This window comes from Pseudomonas sp. B111 (genome assembly GCF_026428275.1).
Classification (GTDB): domain Bacteria; phylum Pseudomonadota; class Gammaproteobacteria; order Pseudomonadales; family Pseudomonadaceae; genus Pseudomonas; species Pseudomonas aeruginosa.
This window is the reverse complement of record NZ_CP097857.1, coordinates 6,183,487-6,198,654: the sequence shown is the minus strand read 5'-3', so window position 1 is coordinate 6,198,654 and position 15,168 is coordinate 6,183,487. Positions and strand designations below refer to the sequence as shown.

Genomic DNA, 15,168 nt, shown 5'->3' with positions numbered 1-15,168 from the left:
TGACGATGAGCGAGCTGATTCGGGTCGAACGCGAAACGGGGCTGCTGACCCTGCGCCTGGACCGCCAGGACAAGAAGAACGCGCTGACCCGCGCGATGTACAGCCGGATGGCCGAGGCGCTGCTGGAGGCGCAGGCCGATACGGCTGTGCGGGTGGTGCTGATCACTGGCGGCGACGCCTGCTTCACCAGCGGCAACGACATCCTCGACTTCCTCGAGCAACCGCCATCCCTGCGCGACAGCCCGGTCGGCCGTTTCATGAGCGCCCTGCTGGAATTCCCCAAGCCGGTGATCGCCGCGGTGAACGGACCGGCGGTGGGTATCGGCACCACCCTGCTGCTGCATTGCGATCTGGTCTTCGTTGGTCGCAACGCGCGATTGAAGATGCCGTTCGTCAACCTCGGCCTGACACCGGAGTTCGGCTCGAGCCTGATCCTGCCGCGCATGCTCGGTCATGCCAAGGCTGCGGAATTGCTGATGCTCGGCCAGGACTTCAGCGGCGAGCAGGCGGCGGCCTGGGGCCTGGCCAATGCGGCGCTGGAGGATGGCGCCACGGTGCTGGAGCACGCCCGCGATGCGGCCCGGCGCTTCCTGCACCTGGCGCCCTCGGCGGTAGTGGAGAGCAAGCGCCTGATGAAAGCGCCGTTTATCGAGGAGCTTCGCCGGGTGATCGCCGAGGAAGGCGATATCTTCAGTACCCGACTGCGCTCGCCCGAGGCGATCGAGGCGCTCAGCGCCTTCATGCACCGGCGCCAGCCGGATTTCTCCAGGTTCGCCTGAGCACACCGCTGTTGGGCCAGCGGAGCGACGATCCGTAGGGCGGATAACGCCCCAGGCGTTATTCGCCGCGATGCGGCTGAAACGGCGGATAACCGCGTAGCGGTTATTCGCCCTACACTACGTTGAGTTAGCGGAGCGCCGGTCCGTAGGGCGGATAACGCCACGGGCGTTATCCGCCGCGACGTGCGCTTATACCAGCAGGTCGCCGACGTGCAGCACCTTCATGGTGTTGGTGCCGCCCTGGGCGGTGTAGCTGTCGCCCTTGGTCAGGATCACCCAGTCGCCCTTGGTCACCACGCCGCGCTTGAGCAACTCGTCGACCGCGGCCTGGCTGACCTTCTCCGCCGGCAGCGCCGCCGGGTCGAAGGGGATGGTTTCCACGCCGCGGAACATCGCCACGCGAGCCTGGGTCTCGCGGTGCGGGGAGTAGGCGTAGATCGGTACCGACGAGCGGATGCGCGACATGATCAGCGGGGTGAAGCCGCTTTCGGTCAGGCAGATGATCGCCTTGATCCCCGGGAAGTGGTTGGCCGTGTACATCGACGCCAGGGCGATGCTCTCGTCGCAGCGGTCGAAAGTCTGGCCGAGGCGGTGGCTGGATTTCTGGCTGGTCGGGTGCTTCTCGGCGCCCTGGCAGACGCGGGCCATGGCTTTCACCGCTTCCACCGGGTACTCGCCGGCGGCGCTTTCCGCCGAGAGCATCACCGCGTCGGTGTAGTCGAGCACGGCGTTGGCCACGTCGGAGACTTCCGCGCGGGTCGGCATCGGGCTGTGGATCATCGACTCCATCATCTGGGTCGCGGTGATCACCACTTTATTGTTGCGGCGGGCGTGCAGGATGATCTTCTTCTGGATGCCGACCAGCTCGGCATCGCCGATTTCCACGCCGAGGTCGCCACGGGCCACCATTACCGCGTCGCTGGCACGAATCAGGCCGTCGAGGGCGTCGTCGTCGGCGACCGCCTCGGCGCGCTCGATCTTGGCTACCAGCCAGGCCTTGCCACCGGCCTCGGTGAGCAGGCGGCGGGCGTATTCCATGTCCTTGGCGTCGCGCGGGAAGGAAACGGCCACGTAGTCCAGGTCCATGTCCGCGGCCAGCTTGATGTCGGCCTTGTCCTTGTCGGTCAGCGCCGGCGCGGTGAGACCGCCGCCGCGGCGGTTGATGCCCTTGTGGTCGGACAGCGGGCCGCCGATCAGCACCCGGCAGCGCAGTTCGTCGGCGGCGACTTCCTCGACCACCATCACCACCCGGCCGTCGTCCAGCAGCAGTTCATCGCCGACCCCGCAGTCCTTCACCAGGTCCGGGTAGTCGATGCCGACCACTTCCTGGGTACCGGCGTCGCGGGCGTGGCTGGTGGAGAAGCGGAACTTGTCGCCGACCTGCAATTCGATGCGCTTGTTGGCGAACTTGGCGATGCGGATCTTCGGTCCTTGCAGGTCGCCGAGCAGGGCGACGAAGCGGCCGTGCTTGGCCGCCAGTTCGCGCACCAGCCTGGCGCGGGCGCGGTGTTCATCGGGGGTGCCGTGGGAGAAGTTGAGGCGGGCGACGTCGATCCCGGCCAGGATCAGTTGCTCCAGCACTTCCGGGGAATTGCTGGCTGGGCCGAGGGTGGCGACGATTTTGGTGCGGCGAACGGACATGCAAAGGACTCCTTGGATAACGCTGGCGTGCAGGCTACCACCGGCGAGGCTCGGCGGCGACTGCGGAGTCATACTATCTGCATCAGATGTCATTTGTCGGTTTGAGCACCAGCAGGTCGCATTCCACCTCCTCCAGGACGCGTTCGGCGGTCTGCCCGATCAGCGCGTTGTCCAGGTGCCCACGAGCGACCGCGCCCATCAGCAGCAGGTCGATGTCGTTGGCCCGGACGAAGTCGGGGATCGCCTGCTCGGCATAGCCGGCCAGCAGGTGGCGGCGCTCCGCGGCGATCTCCGGGTAGGCTGCCAGCAGGTCGTCGAAGGCCTGGCGGTGACGTTCCTCATGTTGCAGCACGAAACGCTCGTAGCCGGCGAGCATTTCCGCGTCGAACAGCAGGCTGCGCGGCATCGCCGCGTGGGTATGCAGGTAGTCGGCGCGCAGCCCCAGGCTGGCTTCGAGCTGGCGGGCGGCGGCGATCAGCCGGTGATCGAGGGCGGCCGGCTTGTCGCTGGCATGCAGTGGGTCGAGCGCCGCGCACAGGCGCTGGCCGCGCCAGGCGTCGTGATGGACCAGCCAGAGCGGCTGCGGGCAGTGGCGGATCAATTGCCAGTCGCTGTTGCCCAGTAGCAGGCGGCGCAGCAGGTTGTGCTTGCGGGTGCTCTTGAGGACCAGGTCGGGCCGGGTTTCGCCGACCCGTTGCAGGACCATCCGGTCCAGCGGCTTGCCCCACTGGGCCTCGACCTGAGTGCGGATGCCGGCCTGCTGCAGCGGCATGGAAAGCTGCTCCAGCCAGGTGACCCGTTCGTCCAGGTAAAGGTCGCGGGCACGCTGCAGCGAGTGACTGTCGAAGAACAGCCCGCCGTCCAGCGCCGGGTTGAAGTCGCACAGCAGCAACTCGACGCTGGCGCCGCTGCGTTCGGCGATCCACTGGGCACGGGTAAGGGCCGGCTGTTCGTCGCTGCTCGGATCGACGACCACCAGCAGGTTATGCAGGTTCATGGCAACGCTCCTGGCACTGGGCGGGAATGCCATTGCAGACCAGACGCCGCGACGGGCGCTTGATCTGGGTCAGTCCGGCGGGGATCAGCGCGGTTGCACGTTGAGCGCCTGGTCGAGGTGCCGGCTGGCCTTGTTCGACAATTCGCCTTCAGGATAGTCGAGCAACTGGCGGCGCAGGTATTCGATGGCCTTGTCGCGGTTCGGGTGCGGGTTGTCCGGCGCCAGGTACATCAGGCCGAGCTGGTAGAGGGCCTTTTCCTTTATACCGGCAGGAATCGCCGGATCGTTGACCGCCAGCAGGTAGAGCTCGGCGGCTTCGTCGACGCGATCCTTGAGCACCGCGCGGCGCGACAGCAGGGTCATGTCCGGGTCGAGGCTGGTCTTGTAGAGGTCGAGGTTCTGCTGTGGCTTCCAGGTGGCGAGCAATTCGCGGGCGCTCTTCTGCACCGGCTCCCTGGCTCGCTGTCGCATCGCCAGCAGGCGCGCCTGGGCATGCTCGGCGGCGTGGGTGCCGGGGAACTCGCGGACCACGCGCTGGAAGTAGTCGGTGGCCTTGGCGTCGTCGCGCTGGTCGTTGTAGCGGCTCATGTAGATCAGGCCGATCTGGTACAGCGAGATACCGCGCACCTCGGCGCTGTAGCGGCTATTGTCGTAGCCGGTGAGGTAGAGCTTCTCCGCCTCGGCGCTCCTGTTGTCGCGGATCGCCATGGCGCTGTAGGTCAGCAGGTCGCCTTCCTCCTCGATGGCGGCGGTCATGCGGTTGCTCTTCATCTGCTTGTATTCGGCGACTTCGCCAGTGGTCACCTGGGCGACGAACAGCGGCGTGGTCGGCGAACAGGCGGCCAGCAGCGACAGCAACGGGAGCAGGACGAGACGGCGGGCGAAGCGCATGGCATCTCCTTGGCGCCAGGACGAGAGCCACCCCAGTCTAGTCAGGCCCTTCAGTCACGCCAATACGCGCCGATACAGTTCCCAACGGAGGATATGCCTATGCGAAGCTTGATCGTTGCCTGCCTGGCGCTGAGTGCCACCGGTTGTAACAGCTGGTCGCTGAACAGCGACCTGAACGGGGCCTACCGCGCCTACGACAAAGGCGATTGCGCACAGGTGATGCTCGACCTGTCGCGGGCCGAACGGCGGATTCGCGCGCGGCCCTACCTGCAGCCGGAAATCTCGCTGCTGCGCGGCCAGTGCCTGGAACGCCAGAGCCTGTTCGTCGACGCGGCGCAGACCTACCACTTCATCATCGCCCGTTACCCCACCAGCGAATATGCCTACCGTGCCAAGGCGCGGCTGGAGACGTTGCGCCAGCTGGGCCGGCTGAATGAGACGCCGGCCTCGGCCAGCGCCGTGCCGACCCGCCTGTAGGCGGCCGGGAGGGATTGGACGGGCGTTCAGGCTGACCGTCGGTCGCATGGGACCCCGGTCGATCCGGTAAGCTTCGTCCTGGATTTCACGGAGGAGGTTCGCATGCGTGCCCTGTGGTTCTGTGTCGCCCTGATGCCCGTGCTGGCGCAGGCGGACATCTATCGCTGGACCGATGCCCAGGGCAAGGTACACTTCTCCGCCACGCCACCGGCCGGCGCGCAACGCGTCGAAGTCAGGCCGCAGGTGGTGGAACGTGACGCCGCGACCCGCCAGCGCGAGCAGCGCACCCAGGAGTATTTCGATGCTCGTCGCGAGGAACGCACCGCCGCCGCCGAACGTGCCGGCCAGCGCCAGGCTGCGCTGGCCGAGGAATGCGGGCGCTTGCGGCAACAGTTGTCCCAGCTCGAACGCGGCGGCCGCTTCTATCGGCAGGACGCCGGCGGCGGGCCGGTTTACCTGAGCGATGCCGAGCTGGACGCCATTCGTCGCGAACTGGCCTCGCGGGAGTCCGAACGCTGCCGCTGAGCTTGTTCCCCGAGCGCCGGCATCGTCATACTGGACTGCAAATCATAGCGAAATGCCATTATGGGTCTTCAACGACATATCCAGCGCCATCAGTTGCCCAGCTACCTGAAGGTGTTCAATCGCATCACCGATAAGCCGATGGGCTACATCGGCAACGTCTCCGAGGACGGCCTGCTGCTGATCAGCCAACTGCCGATGCTGGTCGGCGCGCGTTTCGAACTGCGCCTGAAGGTTCCGGGACTGGGCGGTCGCCCGCAATGCATCGATTTTTCCGCCGACTGCCGGTGGACCTGCGAGGACGTCACGCCCGGTCATTTCGATTCCGGCTTCCACCTGCTGGCGCCGCCCGCCGAATTCCTCGAACTGGTGGAGGCGCTGCGCCGCTACTTCAGCTTCCCCCGCCAGCCGCAGTCGGTCTGATCCGTCAAAGCACGCCGGCGCGCTTCCAGCCCAGGTAGCGGCTGATCAGCTCCGGCCCGAGTTCGCTGGGACGCGCATCGAGCACTGGCACGCCGTGGGCCGCGAGCTTCTCGTGGAGGCCGTTGCGCGCATTCAGGTAGTCGATGGTGCCGGTGTAGGCGAGCGCCTGCTCATAGCGGGCGACCGGCTCCTGGCGCAGGGTGTCGAGCACTTCCTCGCGCAGGCTGGCGACCAGCACCCGGTGCTGGCGGCCCAGGCGTTTCACCGCGCCGAGCAGTTCCTCGTCGTCCTCGTCGCGCAGGTTGGTCACCAGGATCACCAGGGCCCGCCGCCGCTGGCGGGACAGCACCGCCTGCACGGCTTCCGGGAAGTCGGCGGGACGCTGGCTGGTCTGCAGGTCGTAGACGGTGTTGAGCAGCGCGCCGAGCTGGGCGCTGCCCTTGCCCGGCGGGAGGTGCCGGCGGTCGTCGCCGGCGAAGGTCATGGCGCCCACCGCATCGCCCTGGCGCAGGGCCACGTAGGCCAGCAGCAGGCTGGCGTTGAGGGCATGGTCGAAGTGCGACAGGTCGCCGTCCTGGCTGCGCATGCGGCGGCCGCAGTCGAGCAGGAAGAGGATCTGCTGGTCGCGTTCGTCCTGGTATTCGCGGGCGATCGGCGTGCGTTTGCGAGCGGTGGCCTTCCAGTCGATCTGGCGCAGGGTGTCGCCGTCGCGGAATTCGCGCAACTGGTGGAACTCCAGGCCGAGGCCGCGGCGCTGGCCGCCGCGTACGCCGATCTGGTTGAGCCAGTGGTCGACCGCCATCAGTTCGGCGCCGTAGAGGCGGGCGAAGTCCGGGTAGACGCGGGTCTCGCCACGTGCTTCCAGGTAGCGGCGCTGCCGCCACAGGCGCAGCGGGCTGGGCAGTTCCAGCTCGCAGCGGGGAAACACGAAGTGACCGCGGTTGAGCGGCCGCACCCGGTAGCCGACCTCGGTGCTTTCGCCCGGGCGCAGTTCGACCTCCTGCGGCAGGTACTCGAAATCCATGCCGGCCGGCAGGTGATCGAACAGGGTCAGGCGAACCGGACGCCGATAGGTGTGCTGCAGATGCAGGCGCACTTCGCTCCAGCGCCCCAGCGGCAGGTTGCCGCTGAGCTGGCGGCTCAGCTTCGGCACCGCCTGGCGGCGCGCCCACAGGGCGTCCAGCAGGCCGAGCAGGAGCAGCGCGGCGAGCGCCGCCCACCAGAATGTATGCAGTTGCGCAGGCAACCGCTGGCCGAGCGCCGACAGGCTGCCCAGGCCGATGGCCAGCAGCAGGAGCGCGGCGAACAGCGCCAGCAGGGCGCGCGATGGCTTCATACGCGGGGGGCCGGTACCTGGTCGAGCAACTGTTGCAGGACCTGGTCCACCGACAGCCCCTCGATGTCCAGCTCCGGAGACAGCCGGACCCGATGGCGCAGGACCGCCAGGGTACAGCCCTTGATGTCGTCCGGCACCACGAACTCGCCGCCGCGCAGCAGCGCCCGCGCCCGGCCGCAACGGACCAGGGCGATCGACGCGCGAGGTCCGGCGCCGAGGGCCAGGCCCGGCCAGTTGCGGGTGGTGCGGGCCAGGCGCACGGCATAGTCGAGGACCTGGTCGTCGATCGGCAGGTCGCTGGCGATCCGCTGCAGGGCGAGAACGTCCTTGTCCTTCAGCAGCGGCCGCAGGTTGGCCACGTCGAGCATGTCGCTGCGCGCGGAGCGGGTCACCTGGCGCACCAGGGTCTGTTCCTCGGCTTCGGCCGGGTAATCGATGCGCAGCTTGAGCATGAAGCGGTCGAGTTCGGCTTCCGGCAGCGGATAGGTGCCTTCCTGCTCGATCGGGTTCTGCGTCGCCAGCACCATGAACGGCTGCGGCACCGGCAGGGCGCGTCCTTCCAGGGTGACCTGGCGCTCCTGCATCACTTCCAGCAGGGCGGCCTGGGTCTTGGCCGGCGCGCGGTTGATCTCGTCCGCCAGCAGCAGGTGGGTGAACACCGGCCCCTTGCGCAGCTTGAACTGCTCGCTGGCGAGGTCGTATACGGCGTGGCCGGTGACGTCGCTGGGCATCAGGTCGGGGGTGAACTGGATGCGCGCGAAGCCGCCGTCGAAGCAGCGCGCCAGGGCGCGTACCAGCAGGGTCTTGCCGAGCCCCGGCACGCCTTCCACCAACACGTGGCCGCCGGCGAGCAACGCGGTGAGCACATCGTCGATCACCGCGCCCTGGCCAATCAGGGCTTTCTGCAGTTCGCTGCGCAGGGCCTGGGCCAGCTGGCTGGCGCGCTGGCGCTGGAGCGCCGGGTTGGGCGCGGTGCTCGGTTGTTCGGGCGTCTGTTCGCTCATAGGGCATTCCTGAGGCTTTGCAGGTGGGCGACCTGGCGGGTGAAGTCGGCAGCGGAAAGGCGCTGCGCCGGATATGGGCGCATGGCCTGGCTGATGGCGCTGGGTGGCAGGCGGGTCATGCGCCCGAGGATCTGCCATTGCTCGGCGACGCCGAGCTGTTCGAAACCGGGGTGGCGACGCCGCGCCCTGCGCAGGATGTCGCGTTGCAGACCGTGCAGCAAGGCGACGTGGCCGCGCTGGCGGAGGAGGAAGTCGGCGCCGGCGCGCAGGTGTTCCTCCAGTTGCCGGCGCGAACGGCTGGCCACCGGCTGCAAGGGACCCTGGCGCAGCCCTGCGCGCCACAGGCCAGCGAGCAACAGCAGCAGCGCTGCCGCCAGGGCCTCGGGGAAGTGGCGGGCGAGCAGGGTGGCGAGGCTGTCGCGTTCGGCGCGGTAGAGCAGGGTCACCTGGTTGTCCTGGGTCAGGTACCAGAGCAGCCAGGCGTTGTCGTACTGCTCGATGTTGCGGTTCTGCCAGATCCAGGCGTCGGTGAGCACCGTGACCAGGCCCTTGCCGTGCTGCATCTGCAACAGGTGGGTGGCGTCGCCGCTGTTGGCCCAGGCGTAGGCGTGGTTCTGCGGATCGTAGAGGTGGTAGTCGGGATCGAAGCCGATGTAGGCCGGCGAGCGCTCGTTTTCCAGGTACAGGCGGGTCAGTGCGGAATAGTCCGGCACGCTGTCGGCGGGCTCTTCTTCCTCGCCGGCGGCTTCCTCCGGCGGCGCTTCGGTCGCATGGTCGTCGACGCTACCTTCGTCGGCGTCGGCGTCGGCGTCGGCGGTTTCCTCTCTGGCCCGGTCCTGGCTGTCGTCGAAGTCCTCGGTCAGGTACTGGCGGATATCCAGGCTGTCGAGCAGCAGGTCGCCGCTCTTCTTCTCGTCCTCGTCCCACAGGCGTTCGGCGATCAGCACCAGGTGCCCGCCCTGCTCGCTCCATTGCAGCAGGCGGCGCGCCTGGCCGGGAGTCATGCCGGAGCGGCTGCCGAGCAGGAGCAGGGTATGCCCGGAGGGCGGCAGCTCCTTGAGGACCTCAAGGCCGTCGGCGCGGCTCACCGTGACCCCCTGCTTGCGCAGGAACAGTTCGGCGGCCAGGTAGGGATTGCGCCGGGCCTCCGGCGATGGGCCGAGGTCGATCGTCTCCGTATAGGGTTGCAGGCGGCTGGCCAGGAAGATCGCCAGCAGCCCGGCCAGCAGCAGGAGCACGGCAAGCAACAGGAAGCGCGCGCGCCGGCTCATCATGGCTTGGCTCCCGCGGCGAAAAGGCTGCGCCAGCCGTCGCAGAGGCGCTGGCGAGCGTCGTCGGCCGGCAGCCGGTGGCCGTAAGCGAGCGCCTGCCATTGGGCGGTCAGCAGTTGGCTGTAGTGCAGCAGCGGCCGTTGTTGCTCCAGTCCTTCGACCAGGCGCAGGACCTCGCCCTCGGTATGAGAGCCCTTCAACGGCAGGCGGTAGTCATGCAGCAGTCGGCTGAGCAGCCCGCGGTAGAGCAGGCCGAGGGCTTCCCGTGGTTTCTCGTTCCAGAGCCGTTCGGCGTTGCCGGCGATGTCGTCGGGCAGGCTTTCCGGACTGAGATCGAGGCCGAACATCACCGTCGGCGCTTCGCGGCGGGCCCGTTGCGGCAAGCCCAGGTTGCCGACGAACAGGCGCAGCCATTCACGGTAGCGCCAGACCAGCAGGAACACCGCGCTGAACAGCAGCGCCCAGAGCAGCACTTCGATGACCTGCGCCGCGTGACGGAACGGCACCCAGTTGGCCAGGGCCTCGAAGAATGCCTTGAGCCGCTCTTCGTCCTCCTTGCGGCTGTCCTTTTTCTCGGTCTTGTCGCCGAAGCGCCAGCCCGTAACGGTCTCGCTGTTCTTGAACGGCACGCCGTCGACGATCGCCCGGATCTGCTTGCCGGCCTGTTCGCTGTTGAGTTTCTGCCGCAGCAGGCGGGCCTGCTCAGGCGGTAGCTCGGCTTCGCCGGCGCTGGCGGCGGCCGCCGGCTCGGCGTAGGCGGAAGGGGCGGGCAGCCAGGCCAGCGAAGCGGCCAGGCCGAGCAGCAGGACATAGGCGCTGCCGACCAGACGCTGGCGCAGGCGGCGGAACACCAGCTCGATGTCCCAGGCCTCCAGTTCGGTGCGCCGGTTCAGGTAGAGGGTGAAGCCACAGGCCACGTAGATCGGCTCCCAGACTACCAGCACCAGGACGTAGAGCAGGTTCGACAGGTGCTCCAGCCAGAGCCACTCGCCGGCTTCCGGGTCGAGCAGGCTCTGCCAGTTCCAGTCGATCTCGTTCTGCGCCGGGATCAGCAGGTAGAGAAGCATGGCGAAGCCGGCCCAGAGCGCCATTTCCAGGTGCACGCCGACCACGGTCAGCCAGGTCGCGCCGCCGGCGTTGCGCTGGGACAATACGATCAGGCGCTGGCTGCGGGCCTCCCCGGCGAGCCCTTCCAGTTGCAGGACCGGCAGGTCGAAGCTGCGCGTCGGACTGAAGCGGCGCCACAGCAGGCTGGCCGGCAACTGTTTCCTCAGCAGGGTGGGATAGGCGCGCAGGGCCTGCTTCAGGGTTGGCGTATCGCCGAACAGGGCGTGCGAGAGAATGTACAGCGGCAGCCGTTCGAAGGCCGGCTTGAGCCACCAGAAGATCAGGATCGCCAGGGTCGGATGCTGCCACAGCAGGAGGCTGAGCACGGCGAACAGCGGCAGGGTCAGCAACGCCCAGCTGCCCATCAGCAGGCGCGCATGGCGATGCGCCAGGAGGATGCCGAGGTCGAGCGCTTCCCAGGCGCTGCGCGGTCGAATCGCCACGCTGGCGTCAGTCAGGCGCATGGCGGCTCCGTCCGGCGAACAGGAAGTAGCTGCCGACCAGCAGCCAGAGGACCGCGCCGACCGCGTACTTCACCCGCGGCTCGAAATGACTGATGGAAGACCAATAGGCCTCGGTGAAGGCCGCCAGCAGCAACAGCACGATCACCCCGGCGATCAGTTGCACGCTGCGCCGGGCGGCCAGCCGCAGGGCTTCGCCGCGGGTCAGGCGACCTGGCGCGAGCAGCGCCCAGCCGAGCTTGAGGCCGGCGGCGCCGGCGAAGGTGATGGCGGTCAGTTCGAACGCGCCGTGGCCGATGACGAACGGCCAGAAGGTCTGCACGTAGCCGATCTGCGTCAGGTGGCCGGCCACCGAACCGATCATCAGGCCATTGAACAGCAGGAAGAACAGGCTGCCGAGTCCCAGCAGCACGCCGCTGGCGAAGGTCTGAAAGGCGATGCCGATGTTGTTCATGATGTAGAAGCCGAACATTTCCCAGTCGTCGCTGGTGTCGCGTGCCCCCAACGGACCCAGGCGGGTGGTTTCCGGGGCGTACATAGACTCCATCTCGCTGACCTTGTCCGGGCTGACCACGCTGTAGATCAGGTCGGGAAAGTGATAGACCAGCAGCCCCATGAGCAGGGCGCTGCCGTAGAACAGCAGGCTGGCCACGGCGATGCTGCGCCATTCCTCGCGGACCAGGCGCGGCAGGCCGGCGAGCAGGAAACCGAGGATGCGGCCGCCGAGCTGGCTGCGGTGCCGGTAGAACTGCTGGTGGCCGCGCATCGCCAGTTGCTGCAACTGGTCGATCAGGTGACTGCTGTAGCCGCGCTCCTGGGCCAGCGCCAGTTGTTGGCAGAGGCGCCGGTAATCGGCGGCGAAGTCGTCGCTGGAGCCTTCCAGCTTCTTGCCTTTCTCGAGGAAGGCGAGGCGTTTGTCGAAGCGTTGCCAGGCGGCCTGGTGGCGCTGTTCGAAGAGGCTCTGTTTCATGCGCTCTCCTGGCGCAGGCCGAGAAAGCCGCGGGCGATGCCGTTGATCTCGGCCTGGGCGCGTACCGGCTCGACGCCCAGCGGTTCGGCGAGAATGCCTGCCAGTTCCTCGCGGCGTGCCGAGGAAAGCGCCGCGCCGCGTTCGGCGAAGCCGAGGAAAGCGCGCTGTTCTTCCAGGCTCATGGGGAAGGGCGGCAGTTGCGGCTCGACGTCAGGCAGGCTGGGCCGGCTCAGTTCGGGTTCGCGGTAGACCACCAGGGTGCCGGCGGCGATGTCGCCCAGGCGCTTGAAGGCCGGATGGTTCAGGCAACAGAGCAGACCGAGGGCGTAGCCGAAGGGCAGGATGTCGGCGAAGCGCAGCAGGTTGCGCAGCAGCGACGCGGCCCAGCCCACCGGAGTGCCGTCGTCGTGGACGACGCGCAGTCCCATCATCTGCTTGCCGGGCGAGCGGCCCTGGTTGAGCACCTCGAAGAGGACCATGTACCACCAGGTCATGACGAAGGTCAGCAGCAGGCCGAGGCCGGCGCCGAGCTTGCCGAGGAACGCCAGGCCGAGCATCAGCACCAGCATGATCAGGCCGCGGATGCAGAGGTCGATGGTATAGGCCAGGGCCCGGGGGACGACGCCGGCGGGACGCAGGAGCAGGTCGATGCCTTCCGGCGTTTCCACGTGGTAGTGGGTGTCGAGGACCTCGGCGCCTGGCCGGGGGGCGGGCGCGACGAGGCGGGCGGCTGCGTTCGGTGGCATCGGGGGGCCGTGTCGGGGAAAGTCAGATGCTAGCCAGCGTGGCGTCATCAGGCAACCGGGCCGCCGCGACGGCCCGGTCTGCACCTCAGTTGCCCAGCGGGCGAACGCCGAAGATGGTGCGGTAGAGAATACCCATGGAAACGACGAACAGCGGGCCGGTCCAGATCAGGCCGATGAACAGCGGGATCATGCTCACCAGCATCAGCAGGCTCAGCACCAGCAGCAGGCCGAACACCTTGAACCAGTGGCGGCTGATGGCCTTGCGCGAGGTTTCCAGGGCCTGCCAGGGCGTCAGGCCGCGCTCGGCCACCAGCGGCAGGGCGAGCATGTAGGCGACGCTCAGGTAGAGGCCGGGGATGATCAGCAGGAAGAAGCCGACGTAGACCATCAGCATCATCAGCAGGCCGGTGAGCAGCAGCGGCACCAGCATGCCGAAGTAGTTGAACATTTCGTTGAAGGTCGCCGGCTGGTCGGCGGCGCGGCGGATGCCGATCATGGTCAGGCCGGTGAAGAACGGGTAGCCCACCGCCGTGGCGACCAGGCTGGCGATCATCTGGCCGACCGCGAAGGCGATGGGATCGGCCTCGCTCATCAGGCCGATACCGCCGAAGAGCAGGGTGAGGATGAAGGTGATGGTCTGGATCACCACGCTGTAGACCACGAAGGCGCCGATCAGGATGCCTTTGACGCCCTTGATCTTGGCCCAGGCTTCGCTGATCACGTCGCCGATGCGGAAGTCGTAGTCGCCGATGACCGGCGGCACCGCCTGGGTCGGTTGCAGGGCGCTGGCGGGGGTGGCGTAGGGATTGCTGGTGTCGTTCATGGTGCTGTCCTTGTCAGTGAAACGGGCATCCGTGCGAGCGGAATGCTAGCGAGGGCGGAGGGGACAACGCAAGGTTCGGATGGCAGATATGCGCACTGACGCGCCCTGGCGGGCCGTGCCTACGGTGCTTTCCGTGAGTTCGTTGGAAAACCTGGAAATCCCCGAAGTGGGTCGCGAGCTTCGCGGCAGTCACTGGTAGACTGCCCGGTGCCGCCAGAAAGGGAATGACCGTGAACGCGAGTATTTTTTGGTACGACTACGAAACCACCGGCATCGACCCTCGCCGCGACCGGCCGTTGCAGATCGCCGGGATCCGCACGGACGAGGCGCTGAACGAGATCGGCGAGCCGATGAACCTGTATTGCCGTCCCAGCGACGATATCCTGCCCCACCCTATGGCTTGCCTGATCACCGGCATCACTCCCCAGCGGCTGGCCGAGCGGGGGCTGTCCGAGGCCGACTTCATGACCCGGGTACACGCCCAGCTGGCGCAGCCGGCGACCTGCGTGGCCGGCTACAACTCCCTGCGCTTCGATGACGAAGTGACGCGCTACAGCCTGTACCGCAACTTCTTCGATCCCTACGCCCGCGAGTGGCAAGGCGGCAATAGCCGCTGGGACCTGATCGACATGGTCCGTACCGCCTATGCCCTGCGCCCGGAGGGCATCCAGTGGCCGCAGCTGGACGGCCGGCTGTCGCTGAAGCTGGAAATGCTCACCGCGGCGAACGGCCTGGAGCATGGGCAGGCCCACGACGCGCTTTCCGATGTTCGCGCCACCATTGCCCTGGCCCGCCTGATCCGTCAGCGCCAGCCGCGCCTGTACGATTACCTCTACCAGTTGCGCAGCAAGCACAAGGTGCTCGACCAGGTGCGCCTGCTGCAGCCGCTGGTGCATGTCTCCGGACGCTTTTCCGCGGAGCGCCATTTCCTCTCGGTGGTCCTGCCGCTGGCCTGGCACCCGCGCAACCGCAATGCTCTCATCGTCTGCGACCTCTGCGCCGATCCCGCGCCGCTGCTGGAGTTGTCGGCCGAGGACTTGCGCAGGCGCCTGTATACCCGTCGCGACGAACTGGCCGAGGGCGAGTTGCCGGTGCCGCTGAAGCAGATCCAGGTCAACCGTTGCCCGGTGGTGGCGCCGCTGTCGGTATTGCGCGGCGAGGATCGCCAGCGAACCGGCATCGAACTCGAGGAGTGCCAGCGAAAAGCCGAGTTGTTGCGCCAGCATCAAACCGTCTGGGCGGACAAACTGACAGCGCTATATGGCGAAGAAAGTTTCTCCGCCAGCGACGACCCCGAGCAACAGTTGTATGACGGATTTATTGGCGATCGGGATCGACGCCTTTGTGAACAGCTGCGCCTTGCCGAACCGGAGCAATTGGCCAAAGAACAATGGCCCTTCGACGATGCCCGCTTGCAGGAGTTGTTCTTCCGCTATCGTGCGCGAAATTTCCCGGAAACTTTAAATGTGGCCGAGCGCCAACAATGGGAAAGCTTCTGCCGCAATCGTTTGTCCCATGAAGAATACGGCGCACCGAATACTTTGCCGGCCTTCGAGGCGGCGCTGGAGGCTTGTCGGCAAGAGCAGGGCGGCACATTGCCGGCGGTACTTGCGGCCTGGCGCGATTACGCCGCGGAACTGCGTCAACGCTATTCGCTGGAGACTTGAGGACGCAGGCAGAGGAGTCGGTACGATACGGCGGAAATGAAAAACGCCAGCAC

The 15,168-nt window shown here is 67.2% G+C and carries 15 protein-coding genes; 5 read left to right on the top strand and 10 right to left on the bottom strand.

Features of this window, described 5'->3' with window-relative positions:
* Positions 1-5 precede the first annotated feature (5 nt).
* Positions 6-779, top strand: coding sequence for an enoyl-CoA hydratase (locus tag M6E97_RS28720; protein ID WP_003093932.1), 774 nt, complete (start codon positions 6-8; stop codon positions 777-779).
* A 189-nt stretch (positions 780-968) separates the two neighbouring features.
* Here M6E97_RS28720 and pyk read toward each other — a convergent pair whose 3' ends face one another.
* The 3 genes from pyk to M6E97_RS28705 all read right to left on the bottom strand — a co-directional run bounded on the left by pyk (position 969) and on the right by M6E97_RS28705 (position 4,308).
* Entirely contained in the window at positions 969-2,420 is a 1,452-nt protein-coding gene (gene pyk, locus M6E97_RS28715; RefSeq protein ID WP_003093930.1) for a pyruvate kinase, read from the bottom strand.
* Between the two features lie 82 nt (positions 2,421-2,502).
* Complete coding sequence (locus M6E97_RS28710) at positions 2,503-3,417, bottom strand: universal stress protein (RefSeq protein WP_003093926.1); 915 nt, start codon at positions 3,415-3,417, stop codon at positions 2,503-2,505.
* Between the two features lie 84 nt (positions 3,418-3,501).
* Positions 3,502-4,308: a tetratricopeptide repeat protein gene (locus M6E97_RS28705; protein WP_003093924.1), complete on the bottom strand. Its 807-nt coding sequence runs from the start codon at positions 4,306-4,308 to the stop codon at positions 3,502-3,504.
* Positions 4,309-4,401: 93 nt separating this feature from the next.
* Here M6E97_RS28705 and M6E97_RS28700 point away from each other — a divergent pair, with 93 nt between their 5' ends.
* The 3 genes from M6E97_RS28700 (at position 4,402) to M6E97_RS28690 (ending at position 5,730) form a co-directional block, all read left to right on the top strand.
* On the top strand, positions 4,402-4,785 hold the full coding sequence (locus tag M6E97_RS28700; protein WP_003141224.1) for a tetratricopeptide repeat protein: 384 nt from the start codon (positions 4,402-4,404) through the stop codon (positions 4,783-4,785).
* Between the two features lie 102 nt (positions 4,786-4,887).
* Positions 4,888-5,310 carry a DUF4124 domain-containing protein gene (locus M6E97_RS28695; RefSeq protein WP_003093901.1) on the top strand — a complete coding sequence of 141 codons (423 nt, stop codon included), beginning with the start codon at positions 4,888-4,890 and terminating at the stop codon, positions 5,308-5,310.
* Positions 5,311-5,370: 60 nt separating this feature from the next.
* Positions 5,371-5,730: a PilZ domain-containing protein gene (locus tag M6E97_RS28690; protein ID WP_003093898.1), complete on the top strand. Its 360-nt coding sequence runs from the start codon at positions 5,371-5,373 to the stop codon at positions 5,728-5,730.
* Positions 5,731-5,734: 4 nt separating this feature from the next.
* On the opposite strand, the gene M6E97_RS28685 is transcribed toward M6E97_RS28690, so the two are convergent.
* The 7 genes from M6E97_RS28685 to M6E97_RS28655 are packed head-to-tail and all read right to left on the bottom strand — an operon-like array spanning position 5,735 to position 13,448.
* A complete protein-coding gene (locus tag M6E97_RS28685; RefSeq protein ID WP_003110040.1) occupies positions 5,735-7,066 on the bottom strand; it encodes a DUF58 domain-containing protein in 1,332 nt (443 codons plus the stop codon).
* Positions 7,063-8,070, bottom strand: a complete 1,008-nt coding sequence (locus tag M6E97_RS28680; protein ID WP_031636619.1) for an AAA family ATPase — start codon at positions 8,068-8,070, stop codon at positions 7,063-7,065. Before M6E97_RS28680 ends, M6E97_RS28685 begins: the two co-directional genes overlap by 4 nt.
* A complete protein-coding gene (locus tag M6E97_RS28675) occupies positions 8,067-9,344 on the bottom strand; it encodes a DUF4350 domain-containing protein (protein ID WP_031636616.1) in 1,278 nt (425 codons plus the stop codon). Before M6E97_RS28675 ends, M6E97_RS28680 begins: the two co-directional genes overlap by 4 nt.
* Positions 9,341-10,912: a DUF4129 domain-containing protein gene (locus M6E97_RS28670; protein ID WP_031636614.1), complete on the bottom strand. Its 1,572-nt coding sequence runs from the start codon at positions 10,910-10,912 to the stop codon at positions 9,341-9,343. The genes M6E97_RS28675 and M6E97_RS28670 overlap by 4 nt, the downstream gene beginning before the upstream one ends.
* Complete coding sequence (locus tag M6E97_RS28665) at positions 10,899-11,879, bottom strand: stage II sporulation protein M (RefSeq protein ID WP_049311325.1); 981 nt, start codon at positions 11,877-11,879, stop codon at positions 10,899-10,901. The genes M6E97_RS28670 and M6E97_RS28665 overlap by 14 nt, the downstream gene beginning before the upstream one ends.
* Positions 11,876-12,673 (bottom strand): RDD family protein, encoded by a 798-nt coding sequence (locus M6E97_RS28660; protein ID WP_003134638.1) that lies wholly within the window; start codon positions 12,671-12,673, stop codon positions 11,876-11,878. The genes M6E97_RS28665 and M6E97_RS28660 overlap by 4 nt, the downstream gene beginning before the upstream one ends.
* A gap of 37 nt (positions 12,674-12,710) precedes the next feature.
* Positions 12,711-13,448 carry a hypothetical protein gene (locus tag M6E97_RS28655; RefSeq protein ID WP_003101171.1) on the bottom strand — a complete coding sequence of 246 codons (738 nt, stop codon included), beginning with the start codon at positions 13,446-13,448 and terminating at the stop codon, positions 12,711-12,713.
* Positions 13,449-13,672: 224 nt separating this feature from the next.
* Between M6E97_RS28655 and sbcB the strand changes: the two genes are divergently transcribed.
* The gene (sbcB, locus tag M6E97_RS28650; protein WP_003141219.1) at positions 13,673-15,115 is read left to right on the top strand and encodes an exodeoxyribonuclease I; all 1,443 of its coding nucleotides are present in this window, start codon (positions 13,673-13,675) and stop codon (positions 15,113-15,115) included.
* Positions 15,116-15,168 lie beyond the last annotated feature (53 nt).